The sequence below is a fragment of the Streptomyces sp. NPDC005784 genome (genome assembly GCF_042871525.1).
Classification (GTDB): domain Bacteria; phylum Actinomycetota; class Actinomycetes; order Streptomycetales; family Streptomycetaceae; genus Streptomyces.
Genome location: NZ_JBIAIQ010000002.1, coordinates 457,073 through 479,001 on the forward strand (window position 1 = coordinate 457,073; position 21,929 = coordinate 479,001).

Annotated in this window: 18 protein-coding genes; 10 read left to right on the forward strand and 8 right to left on the reverse strand. The window is 67.8% G+C overall.

Annotated elements, in window-relative coordinates; all coding sequences use genetic code 11:
• Positions 1-740: 740 nt before the first annotated feature.
• Positions 741-2,777, reverse strand: coding sequence for a chromosomal replication initiator protein DnaA (gene dnaA / locus ACFYR3_RS04935; RefSeq protein WP_355851538.1), 2,037 nt, complete (start codon positions 2,775-2,777; stop codon positions 741-743).
• A gap of 398 nt (positions 2,778-3,175) precedes the next feature.
• On the opposite strand from dnaA, the gene rpmH reads away from it, so the two are divergent.
• From rpmH to ACFYR3_RS04980, 9 genes are all read left to right on the forward strand, one after another.
• On the forward strand, positions 3,176-3,313 hold the full coding sequence (gene rpmH / locus ACFYR3_RS04940) for a 50S ribosomal protein L34 (RefSeq protein WP_006381191.1): 138 nt from the start codon (positions 3,176-3,178) through the stop codon (positions 3,311-3,313).
• A gap of 21 nt (positions 3,314-3,334) precedes the next feature.
• Complete coding sequence (gene rnpA / locus ACFYR3_RS04945; protein ID WP_078942937.1) at positions 3,335-3,706, forward strand: ribonuclease P protein component; 372 nt, start codon at positions 3,335-3,337, stop codon at positions 3,704-3,706.
• The gene (gene yidD / locus ACFYR3_RS04950) at positions 3,703-4,056 is read left to right on the forward strand and encodes a membrane protein insertion efficiency factor YidD (protein ID WP_261703725.1); all 354 of its coding nucleotides are present in this window, start codon (positions 3,703-3,705) and stop codon (positions 4,054-4,056) included. Before rnpA ends, yidD begins: the two co-directional genes overlap by 4 nt.
• Positions 4,057-4,059: 3 nt before the next feature.
• Positions 4,060-5,358 (forward strand): membrane protein insertase YidC, encoded by a 1,299-nt coding sequence (gene yidC, locus ACFYR3_RS04955; protein WP_355851534.1) that lies wholly within the window; start codon positions 4,060-4,062, stop codon positions 5,356-5,358.
• 15 nt (positions 5,359-5,373) lie between these two features.
• Positions 5,374-5,883 (forward strand): R3H domain-containing nucleic acid-binding protein, encoded by a 510-nt coding sequence (locus tag ACFYR3_RS04960; RefSeq protein WP_355851531.1) that lies wholly within the window; start codon positions 5,374-5,376, stop codon positions 5,881-5,883.
• Positions 5,884-6,001: 118 nt separating this feature from the next.
• A complete protein-coding gene (gene rsmG, locus ACFYR3_RS04965; RefSeq protein WP_355851528.1) occupies positions 6,002-6,718 on the forward strand; it encodes a 16S rRNA (guanine(527)-N(7))-methyltransferase RsmG in 717 nt (238 codons plus the stop codon).
• A gap of 363 nt (positions 6,719-7,081) precedes the next feature.
• Positions 7,082-8,155 (forward strand): ParA family protein, encoded by a 1,074-nt coding sequence (locus tag ACFYR3_RS04970; protein WP_355851700.1) that lies wholly within the window; start codon positions 7,082-7,084, stop codon positions 8,153-8,155.
• Positions 8,152-9,246 (forward strand): ParB/RepB/Spo0J family partition protein, encoded by a 1,095-nt coding sequence (locus ACFYR3_RS04975; RefSeq protein WP_356785158.1) that lies wholly within the window; start codon positions 8,152-8,154, stop codon positions 9,244-9,246. Before ACFYR3_RS04970 ends, ACFYR3_RS04975 begins: the two co-directional genes overlap by 4 nt.
• Positions 9,247-9,574: 328 nt before the next feature.
• Positions 9,575-10,192: a GNAT family N-acetyltransferase gene (locus ACFYR3_RS04980; RefSeq protein ID WP_355851522.1), complete on the forward strand. Its 618-nt coding sequence runs from the start codon at positions 9,575-9,577 to the stop codon at positions 10,190-10,192.
• Between the two features lie 127 nt (positions 10,193-10,319).
• Here ACFYR3_RS04980 and trxA read toward each other — a convergent pair whose 3' ends face one another.
• The 7 genes from trxA to ACFYR3_RS05015 form a co-directional block, all read right to left on the reverse strand.
• Positions 10,320-10,652 (reverse strand): thioredoxin, encoded by a 333-nt coding sequence (trxA, locus tag ACFYR3_RS04985; RefSeq protein WP_355851519.1) that lies wholly within the window; start codon positions 10,650-10,652, stop codon positions 10,320-10,322.
• Positions 10,653-10,696: 44 nt separating this feature from the next.
• Positions 10,697-11,665, reverse strand: coding sequence for a thioredoxin-disulfide reductase (gene trxB / locus ACFYR3_RS04990; RefSeq protein ID WP_355851517.1), 969 nt, complete (start codon positions 11,663-11,665; stop codon positions 10,697-10,699).
• 238 nt (positions 11,666-11,903) lie between these two features.
• Positions 11,904-12,812 carry an anti-sigma factor family protein gene (locus tag ACFYR3_RS04995; RefSeq protein ID WP_389281508.1) on the reverse strand — a complete coding sequence of 303 codons (909 nt, stop codon included), beginning with the start codon at positions 12,810-12,812 and terminating at the stop codon, positions 11,904-11,906.
• Positions 12,809-13,540 (reverse strand): RNA polymerase sigma factor SigM, encoded by a 732-nt coding sequence (sigM, locus tag ACFYR3_RS05000; protein ID WP_389281510.1) that lies wholly within the window; start codon positions 13,538-13,540, stop codon positions 12,809-12,811. Before sigM ends, ACFYR3_RS04995 begins: the two co-directional genes overlap by 4 nt.
• Before the next feature lie 29 nt (positions 13,541-13,569).
• Positions 13,570-15,288 carry a protein kinase family protein gene (locus ACFYR3_RS05005; RefSeq protein WP_355851508.1) on the reverse strand — a complete coding sequence of 573 codons (1,719 nt, stop codon included), beginning with the start codon at positions 15,286-15,288 and terminating at the stop codon, positions 13,570-13,572.
• A 118-nt stretch (positions 15,289-15,406) separates the two neighbouring features.
• Positions 15,407-17,641: a murein biosynthesis integral membrane protein MurJ gene (murJ, locus tag ACFYR3_RS05010; protein ID WP_355851505.1), complete on the reverse strand. Its 2,235-nt coding sequence runs from the start codon at positions 17,639-17,641 to the stop codon at positions 15,407-15,409.
• Between the two features lie 46 nt (positions 17,642-17,687).
• Positions 17,688-20,108, reverse strand: coding sequence for a DUF6049 family protein (locus ACFYR3_RS05015; protein ID WP_355851502.1), 2,421 nt, complete (start codon positions 20,106-20,108; stop codon positions 17,688-17,690).
• A 222-nt stretch (positions 20,109-20,330) separates the two neighbouring features.
• Between ACFYR3_RS05015 and ACFYR3_RS05020 the strand changes: the two genes are divergently transcribed.
• Entirely contained in the window at positions 20,331-21,797 is a 1,467-nt protein-coding gene (locus tag ACFYR3_RS05020; RefSeq protein ID WP_355851499.1) for a CCA tRNA nucleotidyltransferase, read from the forward strand.
• Positions 21,798-21,929: the final 132 nt, after the last annotated feature.

Genomic DNA, 21,929 nt, shown 5'->3' on the forward strand with positions numbered 1-21,929 from the left:
ATCCGGCACCTTGATGTGACGCCTTTCACTCGACGCGGTGAGATGGCGCGGCGCGTTGCCGAACAGTGGACAGAGGTGTGGAGAAGCTGGGGATCACTGGGGACAACTCGCTCCAGCCTGTGGGTCAGCGGTGGACAACTTGGCGCACGGCCTGTGGATCTTTTCTTCGTCCACAGGCTGTGGAGAGTCTTCGTCCACCAATCCACAGGCGGTTGACCTGGTCTGATGGTCTTTCAACAATGCTGCCTGTGGAAACGATCTGGACAACTTCCCAGTCCCCAGGTTGTGGACGGAAGAAAGTCACCACATCTGTGGAGAGTGGCCGTAACCAGGCTCGGATTCGAACAGCAGGTGTCGGACCGGTAGCGGTGGAAACGGCGCGGACACCGCCGGAACGCGGGCTCGAAGCCCTCAAGGAGGGCGTCCGAACCCTCGGAGGAGGTCTTTGAGCCTCTCCCAGCGGGCGGCGAGGCCGCTTCGAGCGCGTACCCGGACCCGTCGGCGCGTGCGGCCGGGCCGGCCCCGAGCGCCGTCCTGGGCCCGGTCCTGGGCCCCTCGGCGCGTGCGCGGCACTTCTGGGAGTGGGAGTCCGGGAACGGCGAAGGGCGCCCCGGGAAGTCTCCCGGGGCGCCCTCAGGCACGTACAGCCGCTACTTCGGCCGGCCGACTGCCTCTGACCGACTGCCTCTGGCCGAATTCGCCGACCGTGATGTCGGAGCCGGCGTGGGTGCCGGTCTCCGTCAGCCGTTCTTGATGCGGTTCGTGAGTTCGGTGACCTGGTTGTAGATGGAGCGGCGTTCGGCCATCAGCGCGCGGATCTTGCGGTCGGCGTGCATCACCGTCGTGTGGTCGCGGCCGCCGAACTGAGCGCCGATCTTCGGCAGTGACAGATCGGTGAGCTCACGGCACAGGTACATGGCGATCTGCCGTGCCGTCACCAGGACGCGGCTGCGCGAGGACCCGCACAGGTCGTCCACCGTGAGCCCGAAGTAGTCGGCGGTGGCCGCCATGATCGCGGTCGCGGTGATCTCGGGGGCCGAGTCCTCGCCGCCGGGGATCAGGTCCTTGAGGACGATCTCCGTCAGACCGAGATCCACCGGCTGCCGGTTGAGCGACGCGAACGCCGTCACCCGGATCAGCGCGCCCTCCAGCTCGCGGATGTTGCGCGAGATCCGGGACGCGATGAACTCCAGCACCTCCGGCGGGGCGTTGAGCTGTTCCTGCACCGCCTTCTTACGAAGGATGGCGATACGGGTCTCCAGCTCGGGCGGCTGGACGTCGGTGATCAGACCCCACTCGAAGCGGTTCCGCAGCCGGTCCTCCAGCGTGACCAGCTGCTTGGGCGGCCGGTCACTGGAGAGCACGATCTGCTTGTTCGCGTTGTGCAGCGTGTTGAAGGTGTGGAAGAACTCCTCCTGCGTCGACTCCTTGTCCGCGAGGAACTGGATGTCGTCGACGAGCAGGATGTCCATCTCCCGGTACCGCTTGCGGAAGCTGTCGCCCTTGCCGTCCCGGATGGAGTTGATGAACTCATTGGTGAACTCCTCCGAGCTCACGTACCGCACCCGTGTGCCCGGGTAGAGGCTGCGTGCGTAGTGCCCGATCGCGTGCAGCAGGTGCGTCTTGCCGAGTCCCGACTCTCCATAGATGAAGAGGGGGTTGTACGCCTTCGCCGGTGCCTCGGCGACGGCCACGGCGGCGGCGTGCGCGAAGCGGTTCGAGGCGCCGATCACGAACGTGTCGAAGAGGTACTTCGGGTTCAGCCGCGCGGTGGGTTCGCCCGGACCCGAAGCCGGCGCGGGCTGCGCGGCCTTCGATCCGGGGGCACCGCCCGAGGACGGCAGCGACGGGCCGCCCCTGCGCCCCTGACCGCCGCCGGAGGGGTCCTGCAGATCGCGACGGTCGGAACGCTGGTCGTAGTCCTGGCGCTGCTGCTCGTAGGGCGAGCGGTCCATCGGCTGCGGCCGGTAGTCCTGGGGCGGCGAGGCGTAGGGGTCCCGCTCCGGGAAGCCGAGGCGCTGCTGCTGCCAGCCGTAGTCGTCCTGGGAGTGGCGAGGCCAGGCGCCCGGCTCCGGGCGCTGGTAGTCCGGGTACGCGGGACGGGCGGTCGGCAGCTGGTCGCCCGGGGCACCGGGCAGCGGTTCGGCGCGGCCGCCGCGGTGGTCGTCGGCGCGGTGGCGGCCGTATCCCTCGTATCCGTCGCGACGGGAGTCGTAGGGACTGCGGTCGTCGCGCCCCTGCGGCTCGTAGGCGCCCCGGTCGTCACGGCCCTGACCGCCGCCGTCGTAGCCACCGCGGTCGTCGCGGCCCTGGCCGCCATAGGCGCCGCGGTCGTCCCGTCCCTGGCCCTCGTAGGCGCCGCGGTCGTCGCGGCCCTGAGCGCCGTCGTAGGCGCCGCGGTCGTCGCGTCCCTGGTTCTCGTAGGAGTCACGGCCCTGGCCCGGTCCGGTGGGGAGCTCGGGCTCCTCGTAGGGCGGCGGGGTGGGTGAGGAGGGCTCGCCCGCGGAGTCGTCCACGGTGATGGCGATACGGATGGGGCGGCCGCACTCGCGGCTCAGCGTCTCGCTGACGATCGGCGCGAGACGGCCCTCCAGTACGTTTTTCGCGAACTCGTTGGGGACGGCGAGCAGGGCGGTGTCCGCGACCAGCGCCAGGGGCTGGCAGCGCTTGATCCAGTGCTCGTCCTTCGCCTCGACACCCTGCCCGCGGCCCTCGCCCAGAAGTTGTTCCAGTACGCGTGGCCACACTGCGGCAAGATCGGCAGGTACGTCAGCCACGGGGCACGCTCTCTCACGGGTCCCACGAACGTGTGGTTCTGGGAACAGGTTGGGAAGTCAGTCGCTTGGGGCGGGGGGAACAAAACCGCTGGGGCGGTGGGAAGGGAACGAATCGGAGTCCAGTCACGGTAGTCAGGGCGACCCGTGCGGTTCAAGTTGTTGTCCCCAGCCTGTGGATAGTGTCTCCTGTCAGGGACTGGTTTGACCGGATGGCGTAGCCGCGCGTACCGTAACCAGGTCGAGTTGTCGATGGCTGCTGCCGCCTGCCTCCGATGGGCACAGATCGCGAAGAGTGATCGGGAAGCGGTGCACTCGGGCGTAATACGAGTTTCCTCGTGGGCGCACGGTGACAGCCAGGGCGGCACCCCGCCACCACCGATTCTTTCTGGAGCCCCCTAGTGAGCAAGCGCACCTTCCAGCCGAACAACCGTCGTCGCGCCAAGACCCACGGCTTCCGCCTGCGGATGCGCACCCGTGCCGGCCGCGCGATTCTCGCGAACCGCCGTGGCAAGGGTCGCGCCAGCCTGTCCGCCTGATTACTTACAGGTCATGATCTCGTGCTGCCTACCGAGCATCGGCTGAGGCGGCGCGAAGACTTCGCGACCGCGGTACGCCGAGGACGCCGGGCCGGACGCCCGCTTCTCGTCGTCCATCTACGTAGCGGTGCACCGGACCCGCACGCGCCTGGGGAGAGCGCTCCCTCGACGCGTGCGGGTTTCGTCGTGAGCAAAGCCGTGGGCGGAGCGGTCGTTCGCAACAAGGTGAAGCGCAGGCTTCGCCATCTGATGCGCGACCGAGTCGCCCTGTTGCCCCCCGGTAGCCTGGTAGTAGTACGAGCGCTGCCCGGTGCGGGTGACGCCGACCATGAACAGCTGGCCCGAGACCTGGATGCCGCCCTGCAGCGGCTGCTGGGAGGGGGCGCGCGATGAAGTACCCACTGCTTGCTCTCATCAAGCTGTACCAGTGGACGATCAGCCCGTTGCTCGGGCCGGTCTGCAAGTACTACCCGTCGTGCTCCCGTTACGGCTACACAGCCATCGACCGGCACGGTGCGATCAAGGGAACGGCACTTACCGCCTGGCGCATCCTCCGGTGCAATCCGTGGTCGCTGGGCGGTGTGGACCATGTTCCGCAACGCAAGCGTCCGCGGTGGCACGAATTGCTGCGTAACGCCTGGCGTGCACGCAAGGGCGGGACCTCCGCCGCCGAACCGGCCACCGGGGACACCACTGCCCCGGGCCCGGCCGCCGAGACCCCGTCCCATGCTCAAGGAGCCTGATTAGTGGACACGATTGCCAGTCTTTTCAGCTTCATCACGACACCCGTTTCCTGGGTCATCGTCCAGTTCCACGCCGTGTACGGGAAGATCTTCGGTCCCGACACGGGCTGGGCCTGGGGCTTGTCCATCGTGTCCCTGGTGATCCTGATCCGTATCTGCCTGATCCCGCTCTTTGTGAAGCAGATCAAGGCCACCCGGGCCATGCAGACGCTGCAGCCCGAGATGAAGAAGATCCAGGAGCGCTACAAGAACGACAAGCAGCGCCAGTCCGAAGAGATGATGAAGCTGTACAAGGAGACGGGTACCAATCCGCTCTCCTCGTGCCTTCCCATCCTGGCGCAGTCGCCGTTCTTCTTCGCCCTGTACCACGTGCTCAACGGCATCGCGACGGGCAAGACGATCGGCGTCCTCGACGATCAGCTGCTCGCCAGCGCCCGTAAGGCACACATCTTCGGTGCCCCGCTCGCGGCGAAGTTCACGGACAGCGCCGAGACGGTCGCCCAGCTCGGCGCCACTCTGACCGATGTCCGTGTCGTCACCGCGATCATGATCGTGCTGATGTCGGGCTCGCAGTTCTACACGCAGCGTCAGCTGATGACGAAGAACGTCGACACCACGGTGAAGACGCCCTTCATGCAGCAGCAGAAGATGCTGATGTACGTCTTCCCGGTGATGTTCGCCTTCTTCGGCATCCGGTTCCCCGTCGGTGTCCTCATCTACTGGCTGACCACCAACGTGTGGACCATGGGCCAGCAGATGTACGTCATCCGCAACAACCCGACCCCGGGTTCGAAGGCTCAGGCCGCTTACCTGGAGCGCCTGCAGAAGCACGTCACGAGCCACGGCAAGACGCGTCGCCGCAGTGAGAAGGCCATCGTCAAGGCCATCGTCGCCAAGGGCCGCGACCGCAACGAGTTCGAGCGCAAGTTCATCAACGGCCTGACCAAGGCGGGCCTCGTTGCCCAGCCCGACGGCCTCGTGGTGACGGGCGAGAACGCGACGGTCATCGAGTCCGAGGACGGCACCACGACGACCACCGCGGCTGCCGCTCCCAAGCGTCAGCAGCCGAAGCGGCAGTCCAAGTCGCAGCGTCAGTCGGGCGCGGCGTCCAGCAGCGCGCCGGCGGACGAGTCGGAGCCGAAGACCTCGCTGAGCAAGTCCGACGAGCCGCAGGATGCCAAGCCCTCCGCCGCAAAGCCGGCCCCCGGAAGCGGTAACAAGCCCGGCGCCGGTACCCGCAGCAAGGCCCAGTCCGGACAGCGCAAGGGCCCGCAGCGGCCCAAGTCCCCGTCCAAGAAGTAAGAAGGAGTCCATCCCGTGACGGAAGGCACCACCTCCGCCGCCGCTGAGGGCGACACCCTGACCCGCCTGGAGCAGGAAGGCGAGATCGCGGCGGACTACCTCGAGGGTCTGCTCGACATCGCCGATCTCGACGGCGACATCGACATGGACGTCGAGGCCGACCGCGCCGCTGTCTCGATCGTCAGCGACTCGGGCGGCCGAGACCTGCACAAGCTGGTCGGCCGGGACGGCGAGGTGCTGGAGGCGCTCCAGGAGCTCACGCGCCTGGCCGTGCACCGGGAGACCGGGGACCGCAGCCGGCTGATGCTGGACATCGCGGGGTTCCGGGCCAAGAAGCGCGAGGAGCTCTCCGAGCTGGGTGCCAAGGCGGCCGCCGAGGTCAAGAGCTCCGGCGAGCCGGTGAAGATGGACCCGATGACGCCCTTCGAGCGCAAGGTGGTGCACGACGCGGTCAAGGCCGCGGGCCTGCGCAGCGAGTCCGAGGGCGAGGAGCCGCAGCGCTTCGTCGTCGTGCTCCCCGCCTGATCGGTACGTACGTTCTTTCGGCCCCGTCTGTTGCGCAGGCGGGGCCGAATTTTGTCAGCCTGATAGTCCTGGTGATCAGCGCTCATTGCGCTTAAGCAGTACGGAAGGACGGTCCCCCGTGACGGAGGCAGCGGAGCTTCCCCCCGCGCCCGAGCAGGCGCGCGAGGTATTCGGTGATCGCTTCGCGGACGCGGTCCGGTACGCGGAACTGCTGGCCGAGGCGGGAGTGCAGCGCGGGCTGATCGGCCCCCGTGAAGTGCCCCGGCTGTGGGAACGGCACCTGCTGAACTGCGCGGTGCTCTCCGAGGTCGTGCCCGAGGGCGTGACCGTGTGCGACGTCGGTTCCGGTGCTGGGTTGCCCGGCATCCCGCTGGCGCTCGTCCGGGAGGACCTCAAGATCACGCTGCTTGAGCCCCTGCTGCGTCGGACCACCTTTCTCACCGAGGTCGTGGAACTGCTCGGGCTCGACCACGTGACCGTCGTGCGAGGCCGTGCCGAGGAGGTCATGGGGAAGGTGCAGCCGGTTCACGTGGTGACCGCCAGGGCGGTTGCCCCGCTCGACCGGCTGGCGGCCTGGGGCATCCCGCTGTTGCGTCCGTACGGCGAAATGCTGGCCCTCAAGGGCGACACCGCCGAGGAGGAGCTGAAGGCCTCTGCCACGGCGCTGAGCAAGCTCGGCGCCGTCGATACATCCATCCTGCATGTCGGTGAGGGCATCGTGGACCCGCTGTCCACCGTGGTGCGGGTGGAGGTGGGCGAGAGCCCCGGCGGTGTGCGCTTCGCGGCGAAGCGGGCCAAGGCCGCCCGGACAAGCCGGACGCGTCGCCGACGCTGATCCTGGACGATGTGAGTATCGCTACTCCCGGTTCCCGCACGACGGGGCCGGGAGTTTCTCTGTTCAGGGCCGGGAGTTATTTGTCACTCCCGTTTGATCAGCCCTGTCTGTAGGACGTACGCCATAAAAGCTGCCAAACCCATGCGTACCGGAGTGTCGCGCCCTGATGGCCCCGAGTGGCTGGGCATCGTGTTTCACGTGAAACGTCGCTCACTGTTGCACGGCATCATCAGTCGTGGTCGCGCTGCGGCCGAACCTCGGGACCGGAGGCCTCTCGGTTCACTCAGAGAGGGTGTGGAGTTGTCCACAGAGGTGGATTTCTCCACAGAACAACGGGCCTCGCTGGTTCACGACCCCGATGGCATGGGAGGCTCTGTTCATTGCGAGCCTGAAGTCGAGGAGAGTGAATCCTTGCGGTCCGACGCCAACATCGCGGGACCGATGACCGATCCGGTCCCCGGTCCCCGTACCGAGTCGATGGGGGAGGATGTTTCACGTGAAACACCGCCCCCAATGGACGACACTCCCATCGGTCGTGCTGCCCAACTGGCCGTGGAGGCGCTAGGTCGCGCCGGTGAGGGCCTGCCACGGCCCGAGCAGACCCGAGTCATGGTGGTCGCCAACCAGAAGGGTGGGGTGGGTAAGACCACGACCACGGTCAACCTTGCCGCCTCGCTTGCCCTGCACGGTGGCCGGGTCCTGGTGATCGACCTCGACCCTCAGGGCAATGCCTCCACCGCGCTGGGCATCGACCACCACGCCGAGGTCCCATCGATCTATGACGTGCTGATCGACAGCAAGCCGCTCTCCGAAGTCGTTCAGCCGGTCCCTGATGTCGAGGGTCTCTTCTGCGCCCCCGCCACGATCGATCTCGCCGGTGCGGAGATCGAGCTGGTGTCACTGGTGGCTCGTGAGAGTCGGCTGGAGCGAGCGATCCTGGCGTACGAGCAGCCGCTGGACTACATCCTCATCGACTGCCCGCCGTCGCTCGGCCTGCTGACGGTCAACGCGCTGGTCGCCGGCGCGGAAGTCCTCATCCCCATCCAGTGCGAGTACTACGCGCTGGAAGGTCTGGGACAGCTCCTGCGCAACGTCGATCTGGTACGAGGGCACCTCAATCCCGACCTCCATGTCTCGACGATTCTGCTCACCATGTACGACGGCCGGACACGCCTCGCGTCCCAGGTCGCGGAGGAGGTACGCAGCCACTTCGGCGAGGAGGTGCTGCGGACGAGCATTCCGCGCTCGGTCCGTATTTCGGAGGCGCCGAGCTATGGGCAGACGGTTCTGACCTACGATCCGGGTTCGAGCGGTGCTCTCTCGTATCTTGAGGCCGCGCGCGAAATCGCCCTCCGAGGAGTCGGAATGGCGTACGACGCGCAACACGCCCATGTGGGCGGACAGAACGATCAGAACATGGTGGAGGGGATCCAGTGAGTGAGCGACGACGGGGTCTGGGGCGGGGCCTTGGCGCACTGATCCCCGCGGCTCCGACAGGTGAGCGTCCGGGTGTTTCGGCGAGCGGGGCATCCTCCTCGCCGACTGCCGGACCCGTACTCACAGCGGAGCGCGGGGTGGCGGCGGCAAAGGTGACCACGTTGCCGCCTGTTTCACAGGAAACGGAGGAGCTCTCGTCGAGCGGGGCCCTGGAGACGCTTCAGGCGCCTGTCGGCGCTCACTTCGCCGAACTGCCCCTCGACTTCATCACGCCGAACCCGCGCCAGCCGCGTGAGGTCTTCGACGAGGACGCTCTCTCTGAGCTCGTCACCTCCATCAAGGAGGTCGGGCTTCTCCAGCCCGTCGTCGTACGCCAGGTGGGTCCGACGCGCTACGAACTCATCATGGGAGAGCGTCGCTTCCGTGCCTGCCGTGAGGCGGGGCTCGAGGCCATTCCTGCGATCGTGCGGGCCACGGACGACGAGAAGCTCCTCCTGGACGCGCTCCTTGAGAACCTCCACAGGGCTCAGCTGAACCCGCTGGAAGAGGCGGCCGCCTACGACCAGCTGCTCAAGGACTTCAACTGCACGCACGACCAGCTGGCGGACCGGATCGGACGGTCGCGTCCGCAGGTCTCCAATACCCTGCGTCTGCTGAAGCTCTCGCCGTCCGTTCAGCGCCGTGTGGCCGCCGGGGTTCTCTCCGCGGGACATGCGCGGGCGCTCCTCGCCGTCGACGACTCGGAGGAGCAGGACCGGCTGGCTCACCGCATCGTCGCTGAGGGACTCTCGGTGCGCGCCGTGGAGGAGATCGTCACCCTCATGGGGTCGCGTCCGCAGACGGCTCAGCGCTCCAAGGGGCCGCGGGCCGGCAGCCGGGTCTCTCCGGCGCTGAGCGATCTGGCGACGCGTCTCTCGGACCGTTTCGAGACGCGCGTGAAGGTCGACCTGGGGCAGAAGAAGGGCAAGATCACTGTCGAGTTCGCTTCGATGGAGGACCTTGAGCGCATCCTCGGTTCCCTCGCCCCGGGCGAGGGACCGGTCCTTCAAAAGAGCCTTCTGGACGACGACTCCGACGACGCGGAAGACTGAGTCGGCCTCCTGGCCGATCGATGTCCAATCGGTCCACCAGGAGGGCGGGCCGTGTCCGGTGTGTACCGGAACACGGTCCGCTCTTTGCTTTCTGGCGGTATCGATGGAATCGCATCGTGGATACGATGCGATTGGGTATGGCGCATCCACCTGGCAGCACCTTCATCGGGGAGGCGGGGGCCATGCAAACCGTGAGTCGTACCGGACTGGTGACCGCAGGCCTGGGTCTGGGAGTGGTCGGCGGATTCGTCGGCAGCCTGTTCAGAGAGCGGAGCCATCTGACAGCCGCCCGTGACGCCGCGGGCGAACGAAGCGAGGAACATCCTTCATGGGGCGTCGGCTCGTACCGCTCACGCTGGACAACCTTCCGGACCTTCCCAAGCGCTGTCGTGCGTGTGTCTTCTGGGAACTCGACCCCGTCAGCAGTGAAGCCGCGGTAAAGGCAGGCACACCCGCGCTGGAGAAGGAAGCGTGGATCTCCTCGGTTCTGCTGGATTGGGGATCCTGCGGCCGGGTTGCCTACGTGGACGATGTGCCGGTCGGCTTCGTGCTCTACGCGCCGCCCGCCTATGTCCCCCGCTCCACGGCGTTCCCCACAAGCCCTGTGGCACCGGACGCGGTTCAGCTCATGACCTCGTTCATCATGCCGGGCTATCAAGGGCAGGGTCTGGGCCGGGTGATGGTTCAGACGGTGGCCAAGGATCTGCTCCGTCGGGGATTCAAGGCGATCGAGGCCTTCGGAGACGCCCGGTGGAAGGAACCCGCCTGTGTGCTCCCCGCCGACCATCTGCTCGCCGTGGGCTTCAAGACCGTGCGCCCTCACCCCAGGTACCCCCGTCTGAGGCTGGAACTGCGGACGACGCTCTCCTGGAAGGAAGACGTCGAGATGGCGCTGGACCGTCTCCTCGGAGCGGTACAGAAGGAGCCCGCGCTTCGTCCTCTGTGACGGCCGGCTGATCGCAATCGTGCATCTGCGACCGGCGTCCCCCAGGCAAAGCGAATGGGCCAGCCCCAACGGGCTGGCCCATTCGTGTTTCACGTGAAACACACGCCGCGCGTGCGGCGGTCATCGACTACTCGGTGATGAAGTCCTCGAGGTCGCGCACGATCGCGGCCTTCGGCTTCGCACCGACGATGGTCTTGGCGACCTCGCCGCCCTGATAGACGTTCAGGGTCGGGATCGACATGACACCGTACTTGGCAGCCGTGTCCGGGTTCTCGTCGATGTTGAGCTTGACGATCTCGATCTTGTCGCCGTACTCGGCGGCGATCGCCTCCAGCGACGGGGCGATCTGACGGCAGGGACCGCACCAGGCGGCCCAGAAGTCCACCAGGACGGGCTTTTCGCTCTTGAGGACGTCCTGCTCGAAAGAGTCGTCGGTCACGTTCTTGAGGGTGCCGGCCACGGCGGGCTCCTTAACTTGTTGGTGCGGTGGGGCGGACGGGGGGATCAGACGGTGGCGGCGGCCGCGGCGGCGGTCTCGCTGTCCGCAAGGGCGGCGAGGTACCGCTCGGCGTCGAGGGCGGCGGAGCAGCCGGTACCGGCAGCGGTGATCGCCTGGCGGTACGTGTGGTCGACGACGTCACCGGCGCCGAAGACACCGGTCAGGTTCGTGCGGGTCGAAGGCGCGGCGACCTTCAGGTAGCCCTCGCCGTCCAGGTCGAGCTGGCCCTTGAAGAGCTCGGTGCGCGGGTCGTGACCGATCGCGATGAACAGACCGGTCACCGGCAGCTCCGAGGTCTCTCCGGTCTTGAGGTTGCGCAGCGTCAGACCGGCCAGCTTCGGGTCGCCCTTGATCTCGGTGATCTCGCTGTCCCAGATGAACTTGATCTTCGGGTCGGCGAAGGCACGCTCCTGCATCGCCTTGGAGGCGCGGAGGCTGTCCCGGCGGTGGACGATGGTCACGGACTTGGCGAAACGCGAGAGGAAGGTGGCCTCCTCCATCGCGGTGTCGCCACCGCCGATCACGGCGATGTCATGGTCCTTGAAGAAGAAGCCGTCACAGGTCGCGCACCACGAGACGCCACGCCCGGAGAGCGTGTCCTCGTTGGGCAGGCCGAGCTTGCGGTGCTGCGAGCCCGTCGTGACGATCACGGCCTTCGCGCGGTGCACCGTGCCGGCGGTGTCCGTGACGGTCTTGATCTCGCCCGTCAGGTCGACAGCGACGACATCGTCCGGGACCAGCTCGGCACCGAAGCGCTCGGCCTGGGCACGCATGTTGTCCATGAGCTCGGGGCCCATGATGCCGTCCTGGAAGCCGGGGAAGTTCTCCACCTCGGTGGTGTTCATCAGCGCACCGCCCGCGGTGACGGCGCCTTCGAAGACCAGCGGCTTCAGCGACGCGCGCGCGGTGTAGAGCGCCGCCGTGTAGCCGGCGGGCCCAGACCCGATGATGATCACGTTACGGACGTCGCTCACGGCTTGATTCCTCGTCTCTGGAGACTGCTGCGTACTGGTGGGAGCATCTCTCAGTACTCTCACCCCACCCAACGGATCCTAAGGGGCTTCAATTCCCGCTGTGTCAGGGCACACGGAGACCGGGTGTCGGACGGAGATGCCAAGCGACGTCCGGGCAGCACGCCACCGTGCTTCGAAGCGTCAGGGCGTGCGAGCGAGACGCTCGGAGATGGTGCCCGGGAACCTGAAGCCGACGCGTTCAGGACCGCGCGTACGACCGCGACAGCAGTAGCTTGCCGGGCGACGGGGTGGCCTGCTTCCCGCAGGAGGAGTCGACGATGTAGGCCGTGACCTTCGCCCTGTCGGAGACATCCGACACCACGAGGAGATAGACGCTGGTCCCCTTGTACGAGCCCTCCTTGGCGGCGAGGAGTACTCCGGGGTCACCGGTCCCTTGCTCGACACACTGGGGAACGGCGGGCGTGGGGGTGATCAAGGTCTTGACCCCGCCCGAGTCGGTTCCGGCGTCGTGCGACTCGACACCCCAAGGCTTCGTGCTGGCCGAGCTGTCATCCGGCTTCTTGTTCTTCGCGAGAAGGTCCGAGACCTCGGTCTTCAACGTTGTCTCGGAGAAGGTGTTCCGCGAACCCGACTCCTGCTGGGTCGCTGTCTGGGAGGCCTTGCCGGAGCTGTTATCCCCCAACGACTGCACGAGGATCGCCCCCAGCCCCAAGGCGGCGGCCGCGAAGGCGGTGGTGAGGAGGACCGTCCTGCGACGCCCACGACTCGCTCGATGAGGCCGACCGGGTCCTGTGGCCGCACGAGGATGTCCGGAAGGACCGCCGGCAGGCGACGTTTCACGTGAAACATGAGTGCGGTCGTCGTCCGCGTCAGATGCCTCAACGGGAGCTGTGGCACTCAGCAGGGCTTCCGCGGCCAGGGCGGCATCGATGCGTCCGGCGACATCGTCGGGCATGCGCGGGGAATCCGGCAGGGTGCCGAGCAGACCGCGGATCTCTTCCAGGGAGTCGTACACATCGGCGCAGAGCACACATCCGTCGAGGTGCTGTCGTACGTCCTCGGTACGGGATGGCGAGAGCAGACCCTCGGTAAGGTCGGAGATTTCCGCGACGTCCGGGTGCCCGGCCTTGTCCGTCGTGGATGTCACGCTCGCCCACCTCCGCCCTTCACGGCAGCTGAATCGCTTGGACCCCCGTCATGGGGTCCCGACTTCTGCGGTCCCGCTGCGGGTGGGACGGATGTCCCCTGCGTCCGGTTCCGTCCGCCGCCCGACTTCTTGGTCTCCTCGTCACCCGAACTCTCCGTGCGGAGATGGGTGAGCAGGGGAACCAGTCTGGCTCTGCCGCGCGCGCAGCGGCTCTTCACCGTGCCGGTCGGCACATCGAGGATGCGGGCCGCCTCGGCCACGGGGTAGCCCTGCATGTCCACCAGGACGAGAGCGGCGCGCTGGTCGGCCGGGAGGGTGCCCAGCGCGCTGATGAGCTCGCGGTGGAGGTCATTGCGTTCGGCCGGAGCGGAGGCGGACTCGTGCGGTTCGAGGAGCTGCTCCAGGCGCTGGGTGTCATCGACGGGGGAGGTCTTCCTGGAAGCCGCCTTGCGGGCTCGGTCCAGGCAGGCGTTCACGGTGATGCGGTGCAGCCAGGTCGTGACGGCCGACTGGCCCCGGAAGGTATGGGCGGCCCGGTAGGCGGAGACGAGTGCGTCCTGGACCGCGTCAGCGGCCTCCTCGCGGTCTCCCAGCGTCCGCAGGGCCACCGCCCACAAGCGGTCGCGATGGCGCCGCACAAGCTCACCGAAGGCCTCAGGATCGCCCTCGACGTGGCGGGCCAGGAGGTCCTGATCGCTTGCTTCGCCGTACGCGGCTTCATCGGCCATCGGACCCCCCTCCCCTCCGTCGACAAGCGTCAGCCGGTGAACTTCACATCCGTGATGGCCTGCTTGTAGCCGGCGTTGCTGTACTGGTCACCGGACGCGTAGGGCATCGCCGTGATCCAGAGCAGCACGTACTGAGTCTTCGCCTTCTTGCTGACCGTGATCTTCGCGCTGGTGCCGCTCGTCGTGATGGTCCCGATCTTCGTCATCGAATCCACTGATGTGGAGGAGCTCATCGAGTCCGTCGCGTAGAGGGTGATCGTGGTGTGATCACCGGGGTACCGGAGCCCTATGGAAGCCGCCGTGACGGTCTGCTGCGAACCGAGGTCGTAGGAGATACCGACACCAGGCTTGAAGGACGGATTCATATTCGGACCGTCCAGGAAGCTCTTGCTCCGCCAGAACGTCGAGCTGTCACCGTCGAAGGTCTTGCCCACGTCACCGGGTGCCTGGGCGTCGCCCTTGGCGACGTACTCCTGCGCACCCTTGATGGCGATCGGTCTGGTCGGCTTGGTCTGGTCGCCGCTCTTCTCGTTGCCGTCCGTCGTCTGGGTCTTCTTGGTGTCGTCGGACTTGCTGTGGTCCATCAGCGCGTCCGCCAACTGCCAACTGCCCAGGCCCAGTGCGGCGATGAGCAGAGCCGAGACGGCCCACTTCAGGGCTGTGCCGGTGCGGCTCTGCAGCGGGGGCGGCGGAGCCGGCACGGGCTGGGTAACGCCCGGACGCGGCGACTGGCGGCCGTACGTGCCCTGCTGGTACGTCGTGCGCTGGTACTCGGGTGGTGCGGTGAACGCGGGCTCCGGCGGGCGGATGCGGGGCATCTCGCTGATCGCCTTCACGAGCTCCTCCGGCGTGGTGCACGGGGACTCGTGGCGGGAGGCGGTCGCACCGTCGTTGGCGAGCGCGCGCATGGCGAGCTCCGACAGTCCCCGGTGGACCCCGGCCCGCACCTGGTCGGGTGCGATGAGACCGACGCCCTTGGGCAGCCCTGACAGGCCGTAGGCGTCGTTCTCGTACGGCCAGCGCTGGGTGAGGGCGGCGTACAGGAGCGCGCCGATCGCTTCCGTGTCGGAGCGCTGCGGGGTGTCCGAACTGATGCCGCGCAGCGCCGCGTTCACCGCGAGCCCGCGGATGCGCCACTGGCCGGACGACGTGCGGAGGATGGCGCCCGGGGTCAGCTTCAGGTGCGCGAGGCCTTCGCGGTGCGCGGCGGCCATGGCCTGGGAGACCTGACTGACCATCTGGTAGGCCTCGTGCACCTCGAGGGGACCCGAGGCGAGAAGCGCGGTGAGCTCCGTGGCGTCCGGCAGCCACTCGTGCACCACGTAGACGAGATCGTTCTCCTCGACCGCGTCCAGGACCTGGACGAATCGGGGATCGCCCAGCAGGGCGGAGGAACGGGCCGCCGCCAGTACTGAGCGGGCCCGCGGATGATCGGCGGGCAGCAGGTGTACCCCGACGGCACGGCGGAGTTTTTCGTCCATCGCGCGCCAACTGCTGAAACCGTCCAGACGGGTGACGCACTCTTCGAGGCGGTAGCGCCTGGCGAGTTTGTGACCACTGTGCAGTTCGGGCGGTGAGGCCTTTCCGGGACTCTCGGTCCCGCCGCTCCCCTGTGCCTCTTCGCTGTCCGTTTCCCGCTCCCAGTTCTGGGCCACCCCGTCGGACGTGGTCTGGTCCGCCTTGGCGGTCAGCGGCTCGTCACCGCTGTTGTCTGCCACGTCGACGGCAGCCGTGCTCCGTTCCGCCACCGTCGTCCCTGCCTCCCCATCCATTGCGCGCTGTCCGACGCAGAAACCAATTGTGCCCACAGTCCGGCGCTATGCACGACACACGGCGACGGACGATGGTTGTGCGCGTACCCCCGACTCAGCGCCCCAGGCGCCCGCGGACCATTCCGACCATTGAGTTGAGTTCTTCGATGCGCATCTTGCGCGCGGCGACGTAGAAGACACCGAGCAGGGCGAAAGATCCGGCGACGAGCGCCGCGATCGAACCGATCGCACCGTGCCCGAGAGCCCGGGTGATCGCGAAGCCTACGGCGCCGCCCACCACGGCGCCAGGGATGGAGGCCAGGCAGAGACGCGCGTACGTGCGCAGCACGCGTGCGCCGTCCAGGTCGCCGCCCAGCCGCCTGCGCAGTCGCTGCCAGGCCACTCCGACGCCCACGGCGTACGCCAGTCCGTACGCGCCGGCCATGCCGACGACCGCCCACTGCGCGGGCAGCACCATGTAACAGACGGCCGACGCGGCAGCGTTGACGGCGGCCACGATGACCGTGTTGTAGAAGGGGGTGCGGGTGTCTTCGTACGCGTAGAAGCCTCGCAGGACCACGTACTGCACCGAGAACGGGATCAGACCGAGCGCGAAGGCCATGAGGACATAGCCCTGGGACTGCGCGGCCTCGATGCCGCTGGAGCCGAAGAGCAAGGTGCACATGGGGATGCCCAGGGCGACGAACATGAAGGCCACCGGGACGATCGCCACCGCGGAGGTCCGCAGACCCTGCGAGATGTCGTCGCGGACGGCTCCCGGGTCGCCGTCGTGGGCCGCTCGCGAGATCCGCGGAAGCATGGCCGCCATGACGGAGACCGTGATGATCGCCTGCGGCATGCCCCAGATCAGCTGGGCGTTGGCGTAGGCCAGGATGCCCGCGCCGCTCTTGCCCGAGGCCTTGCCCGCCGCCGTGGCCAGCTGCGTGACGACGAGTACGCCCGCCTGGTTGGCGAGAACGAAGAGCACGGTCCACTTGGCGAGCTTGACGGCCTTGCCGAGGCCGTGGCCCCGCCAGTCGAAGCGCGGACGGAACCGGAACCCGGCCTCGCGCAGATACGGAACCATCGCCGTGGCCTGCACGACCAGGCCGAGCAGGGTGCCGATGCCCAGCAGCCGGATGCCGTCCGGCGGGATGTTGTTCACCGTCATGCCGGAGTGCCGGGCGGTGCCGTAGACCCAGAGAAACATGCCGAACGTGAAGATCATGACGATGTTGTTCAGGACCGGGGTCCACATCATCGCGCCGAACTTCCCGCGGGCGTTGAGGATCTGGCCCATGACCACGTGCACGCCCATGAAGAAGATCGTGGGCAGGCAGTACCGGGCGAAGGAGACGGCCACGTTGTTCGACGCCGGGTTGCTCGCGATGGAGTCCGACATCAGTTGGATCAGCAGCGGCGCGATGAAGACCGCGGCGGTGACGATCACACCGAGGGCGACCATGACGAGCGTCAGCAGGCGGTTGGCGTATGCCTCGCCGCCGTCCTCGTCCTCCTTCATCGACCGCACCAGCTGGGGCACGAAGACCGAGTTGAGTCCGCCGCCGACGGTCAGGATGTAGATCATCGTCGGCAGGGTGTACGCGACGGTCCAGGCGTCACCGAGCGTCGCCGCTCCCAGAGCGGCCGTGATGATCATGGTGCGTACGAAGCCGGTGAGACGGGACACGAGCGTGCCCGCCGCCATTACGGCGCTCGACTTCAGCAAGCCGGAGGCGCGGCCGCCGGACTTCGCCGGAGCGGCCGCCGGCGGCTGAGCGGCGGCCGGAGCCGGCTCAGGGGCCGGTGCCGGGACCGCGGGGGAGGCATAGGCATGACGGACGCCGCCCTGCTGCTGATCGCGGAAGAGGTGAGCGAAGGCATCGGGCTCCTGCTGCTCCTCGCCGGCCTGGGTGACCAGGTCGTCCACCCCCACGTACTGGGTGGTCCGGGCGTCGTCCCCGTACGGCAGGTGGCGCGTCGGCCCGGCCGGCTCCGGAGGGGGCGTCTGGGCCCACATCCGCGGGTCGGGGGCGTACTGCGACGCGGGCGGCTGGGCGTAGAGCGGCTGCTGGGGGGCGTACGTTCCGGGCGCCGGCGGAGGATGCGCGGCACGGTCGTAGAGCGCCTCCGCCACCGGGTCCTGGGCCGAGAGGTCCTGCGCCCGGTAGGGATCCTGGTCGTAGGCGTCCTGGAGGTACATGTCCGCGGGAGACCCCGGCGGCATATGACCGGCCTCCGGCGTGCCCTCGGGGTAGCCGGAGCGGCCCGCGTCCTGGTCCGGGTGGTCCTCGGGGTAGCCCGAGGATCCCGCGCCCTGGCCGCGGTCACCGTCGTACGGCGCGTTCATGGTTACCCCACCTCATCGTCCCCGGGCCCACCGGCCACGACATAGCTCAACGGTCCACTCTCTCACCCGTGCTGGACGGGTCGGCGCTTTCCGGTGCGGTGTCCGGTGTTGGGTCACTCGGGTGCTCCGGGCCGTCTGCCCCGGACTCCGGGTCGGAAGCCCGTTCGGGACCGGCCTCGGAGTCTTCGGTGGTGTCAGTGTCCACGGTGCCGTTTGTGTCGTTGCTCTCGCCCCCTGCTTCGGGACCGTTCTCCGCATCCTCCTCGGCCTGCCGGGCGGCAGCACGCTTACGCTGCGTGTACATCCGGAAACCGGCGAGCACGAGAAGCAGGACTCCGCCGCCGATGACGAGCATCACCGTAGAGGTGATCTCGGTGACCTTCACCTCGAAGGAAACCGGGTCTCCGTACGGCTGCCCGTCCTCCGTGTACAGCTGGGCGACGACCTGCACCGGGCCGTTGGCCTTGGTGGAAGTCGTGAACTTGACCGACTGGCTGTGCTCGCCCGCGACCTGGATCGGACGCTCGTCGTACGGGCCATTGCCGATCTTGAGACGGGTGGGCTGCTGCGACGTGAGGCGCAGCACCAGATGGCCGACGCCCTGCACGAGGTTGTTCTGGACGGTCACGGGGATCGTGGCGCTGCGCCCGGAGAGCTTCGCGTCCGACTTCTTGATGAGATGCACCAGGCCCATGAGCCCGTCGAGGTACGTCTCCACACTCTGCCGGAAGGCCGCTGCCTCAGTGGTCCGACCGCGCCAGGACGCTGACATCCCCCGGTCTATGGCCCGCCCGAACGGGGTGACCACACGGGATTCGTCGGTCAGGATCATCCGGAACTTGTCGAGCTTGGCCTGTGTCTCCTGGATCCGCTCGAAGGCCGCGCGCGGCAGCTCCCGGTTGCGCAGTGCCGAGGGGTACGAGGACGTGGGGGGCACCTTCGTGGTGGCCCCGGGGTCCGGCTTGGCCTTGGCGGCCTCGATCAGCCCCTGGGATTCCGACCAGTTCCCCTGCTGGAGCGCCCGCAGCCCCTCGGCCATGGACTGTGCCTGGCTCGCGGTGGGCATGCGCTGCGGAGCGACGACGATGCTGCGTGAGTCCTTCGACTCCTGCAGGTTGATCATCAAGCTCTGCGCGAGGAACTTCTGGACGGCGAGTGTGGAGTTGTCCGCCTTCATCATGTCGCCCTGGAACGCGGTCGACAGCCGCTGGTCGGCTACCACCGCTGTCGTTCCGCCGCCGATGGGGCGGGCGGCGCTCGGCGTGTAGGGCAGGCCGCCCGTCTCGCGCAGGCTGTCGCTGCGGGCGATCACCTTGTCCGCGCCGGCCGACGTGGCCACCTTGACGATCGACGGGTCCACCGCGCCGTTCGCCGGCCAGGCGAACTCCGTGGTCGGCTTCACGTGGACGATCGTCTCCACCGTGCCGGCCGCCACATCGGTGGCGTCCTTGAGGTGGCTCAGGGAACCGGTGACGTCCTTGCCGTGGTGCGCCAGCGACGCCAGGTCGGGGTCGGCGAAGGGGAGCGCGACGACGCTCTGGTCCCGGACCGTCTTCTCCAACTTGTCGAGCCAGGCGTTGGCGACCGCCTGGTTTCTCCCGGCGATGGTCGTGCCGTTCTCCTGCTGGATCCGGTAGCCGCCCCTCATCGCGTCGACGGAGGCCAGCAGGTCCGGGTCGAGCACCCAGGTGACATCGAGCTGGCTGCCCAGCGACAGGAGCTGGTCCAGACGCCCGCCCGGGGAGATCTCCTTGGCCAGGTCGTCATTCTTGAAGACAGGCGTCTGCTGGGCGTCCGAACCGGTCTCCGCCGTGAGGTGGACGGTGGAGATGAGCGGCCAGAGGTACGTCGTTTTCGTCTTCGTGTCCGCCGCGGCGGACTGCCAGGGCAGGAACGTCCGCTCGATGCCGAGGACCTGGTCCCACGGCTGTGCGGTCGTCCGGCCCGTGAGTGAGACGCCGAGCTGGTAGACCCCGTCGGAGCCGAGGTCGAGGTCCTTGACGGGAACCGAGATGCTGAAGTGCTGCGAGCTGCCGGCGGTGAGCCTGGTTACCTTCGCGACGTACTTGCCCCCGACCTCCAGCGCGTCGAGGCCCGGCTGGAAGCTGGTGCGCCTCGCGGCGGTGTCGATGGCGGAGCGGGTGTTCAGGGAAGGTCCCACGCGGATGCCCACATGGGCGTCCGTGACCGTCTGCTTGCTCGTGTTGGTGACCGAGCCCGAGACCGTGACCGTGTCACCGTCGGTGGGGGCGCTGGGGCTCAGCGAGTCGAGGCTGACGTCAACAGGGCCGGACGACCCTATGCCAGCGGTGACAGCGGCCTTCTCAGCGGCCGCGGAGGGCGTGCTGAAGGGCAGCTGGAGCACCCCGGCCAGCAGCGGCGCCCCGGCCAGCAGTGCACCGCTGCGCCGGAGCCACCGGCGGGCAGGTGAGGGACTCGTCCCTTGGAAGTCTGCCGCCTCGGCCACGCGCTCGCCCGTCCCTCGTCATCGTCAGTGGTCGTCGGAATGTGCGTCCACGCATCGTAACGAGGTGCGCTGAGAGTAAGTGCCGCGGAGTGGTCCACAAGATCGGGGAAGGTGCCGACTGTCCTGTATGTACGCGTATTCTGCCCGCGAAAATATGTGGGGTACAGGTGTGGGATTTATCCAGGCGCTCCCGGGGGCCTCGGCCACGTACCCTTTTCTGTTGTGCCGAACGCCAACGAAGACAATTCCAGTGCCCTGAGTCAGGTGCAGCGCCGAGCGGTGAGTGAACTGCTGCGGGTGTCTCCTGTCGCCGACGAGCTCGCCCGCCGTTTCCAGGAAGCCGGGTTCTCGCTCGCCCTGGTCGGCGGCTCGGTCCGGGACGCGCTCCTCGGTCGGCTCGGCAATGACCTGGACTTCACGACGGACGCCCGACCCGAGGACGTGCTGAAGATCGTCCGGCCCTGGGCGGACGCGGTGTGGGAGGTCGGGATCGCCTTCGGCACAGTGGGGGCGCAGAAGGATGCCCGCGTGGGCGATGTGGAGCAGTCGTTCCAGATCGAGATCACGACCTACCGCTCCGAGGCGTACGACCGGACCTCGCGGAAGCCTGAGGTGTCCTACGGCGACTCCATCGAGGAAGACCTCGTGCGTCGCGACTTCACGGTGAACGCGATGGCAGTCGCGCTGCCGGAGAAGGAGTTCATCGACCCGTACGGTGGTCTGGACGACCTGTCCGCTCGCGTTCTGCGTACCCCGGGCACCCCGGAGGCGTCCTTCTCCGACGATCCGCTGAGGATGATGCGCGCCGCACGGTTCGCCGCGCAGCTCGACTTCGAGGTGGCACCCGAGGTCGTCGCCGCCATGACGGACATGGCCGGGCGCATCGAGATCGTCTCGGCGGAGCGGGTTAGGGACGAGCTGAACAAGCTGATCCAGTCCGCCCACCCGCGCAAGGGCCTGACACTGCTCGTCGACACCGGGCTCGCCGACCACGTGCTCCCCGAGCTTCCCGCGCTGCGGCTGGAGAGCGACGAGCACCACCGGCACAAGGACGTCTACGAACACACGCTGATCGTTCTGGAACAGGCGATGGCGTTGGAGGAGGACGGGCCCGATCTGGTTCTCAGGCTTGCCGCGCTGCTCCACGACATCGGCAAGCCGCGGACGCGTCGCTTCGAGCAGGACGGGCGGGTCTCGTTCCATCACCACGAGATGGTGGGCGCCAAGATGACCAAGAAGCGGATGACGGCGCTCAAATACTCGAATGACCTCGTGAAGGATGTCTCACGTCTGGTCGAACTGCATCTGCGCTTCCACGGGTACGGCACCGGCGAGTGGACGGACTCCGCCGTCCGTCGCTACGTCCGTGACGGGGGCCCGCTTCTCGACCGGCTCCACAAGCTGACCCGCTCCGACTGCACCACGCGCAACAAGCGCAGGGCGGCCGCGCTCTCCCGCGCCTATGACGGACTGGAGGATCGCATCGCCCAGCTCAAGGAGCAGGAAGAACTCGACGCGATCCGGCCCGACCTCGACGGCAACCAGATCATGGAGACCTTGGGCATCGGTCCGGGCCCCGTGATCGGCCAGGCGTACAAGTTCCTGCTGGAGCTGCGCCTGGAGAACGGCCCGCTGGAGCATGCCGCCGCGGCGGCGGCTCTCAAGGAGTGGTGGGCCGAGCAGGGCTGAGGCTTGGCAGGTCGGTCATGTTTCACGTGAAACATGACCCCGGGAGACGCGGGGGGGGGGGGGGGGGGGGGGGCCCACCCCCCCCCCCCCCCGCCGCGCGCGAGCAGAAAGAGGGGGGATTACCCCCCCCCC

Coding starts and splice junctions, on each gene's coding strand:
- yidD (WP_261703725.1), top strand. CDS start 3,703: ATGAAGTACCCACTGCTTGCTCTCATCAAGCTGTACCAGTGGACGATC.
- ACFYR3_RS04970 (WP_355851700.1), top strand. CDS start 7,082: ATGGGAGGCTCTGTTCATTGCGAGCCTGAAGTCGAGGAGAGTGAATCC.
- ACFYR3_RS04980 (WP_355851522.1), top strand. CDS start 9,575: ATGGGGCGTCGGCTCGTACCGCTCACGCTGGACAACCTTCCGGACCTT.
- sigM (WP_389281510.1), bottom strand. CDS start 13,540: ATGGCCGATGAAGCCGCGTACGGCGAAGCAAGCGATCAGGACCTCCTG.
- murJ (WP_355851505.1), bottom strand. CDS start 17,641: ATGAACGCGCCGTACGACGGTGACCGCGGCCAGGGCGCGGGATCCTCG.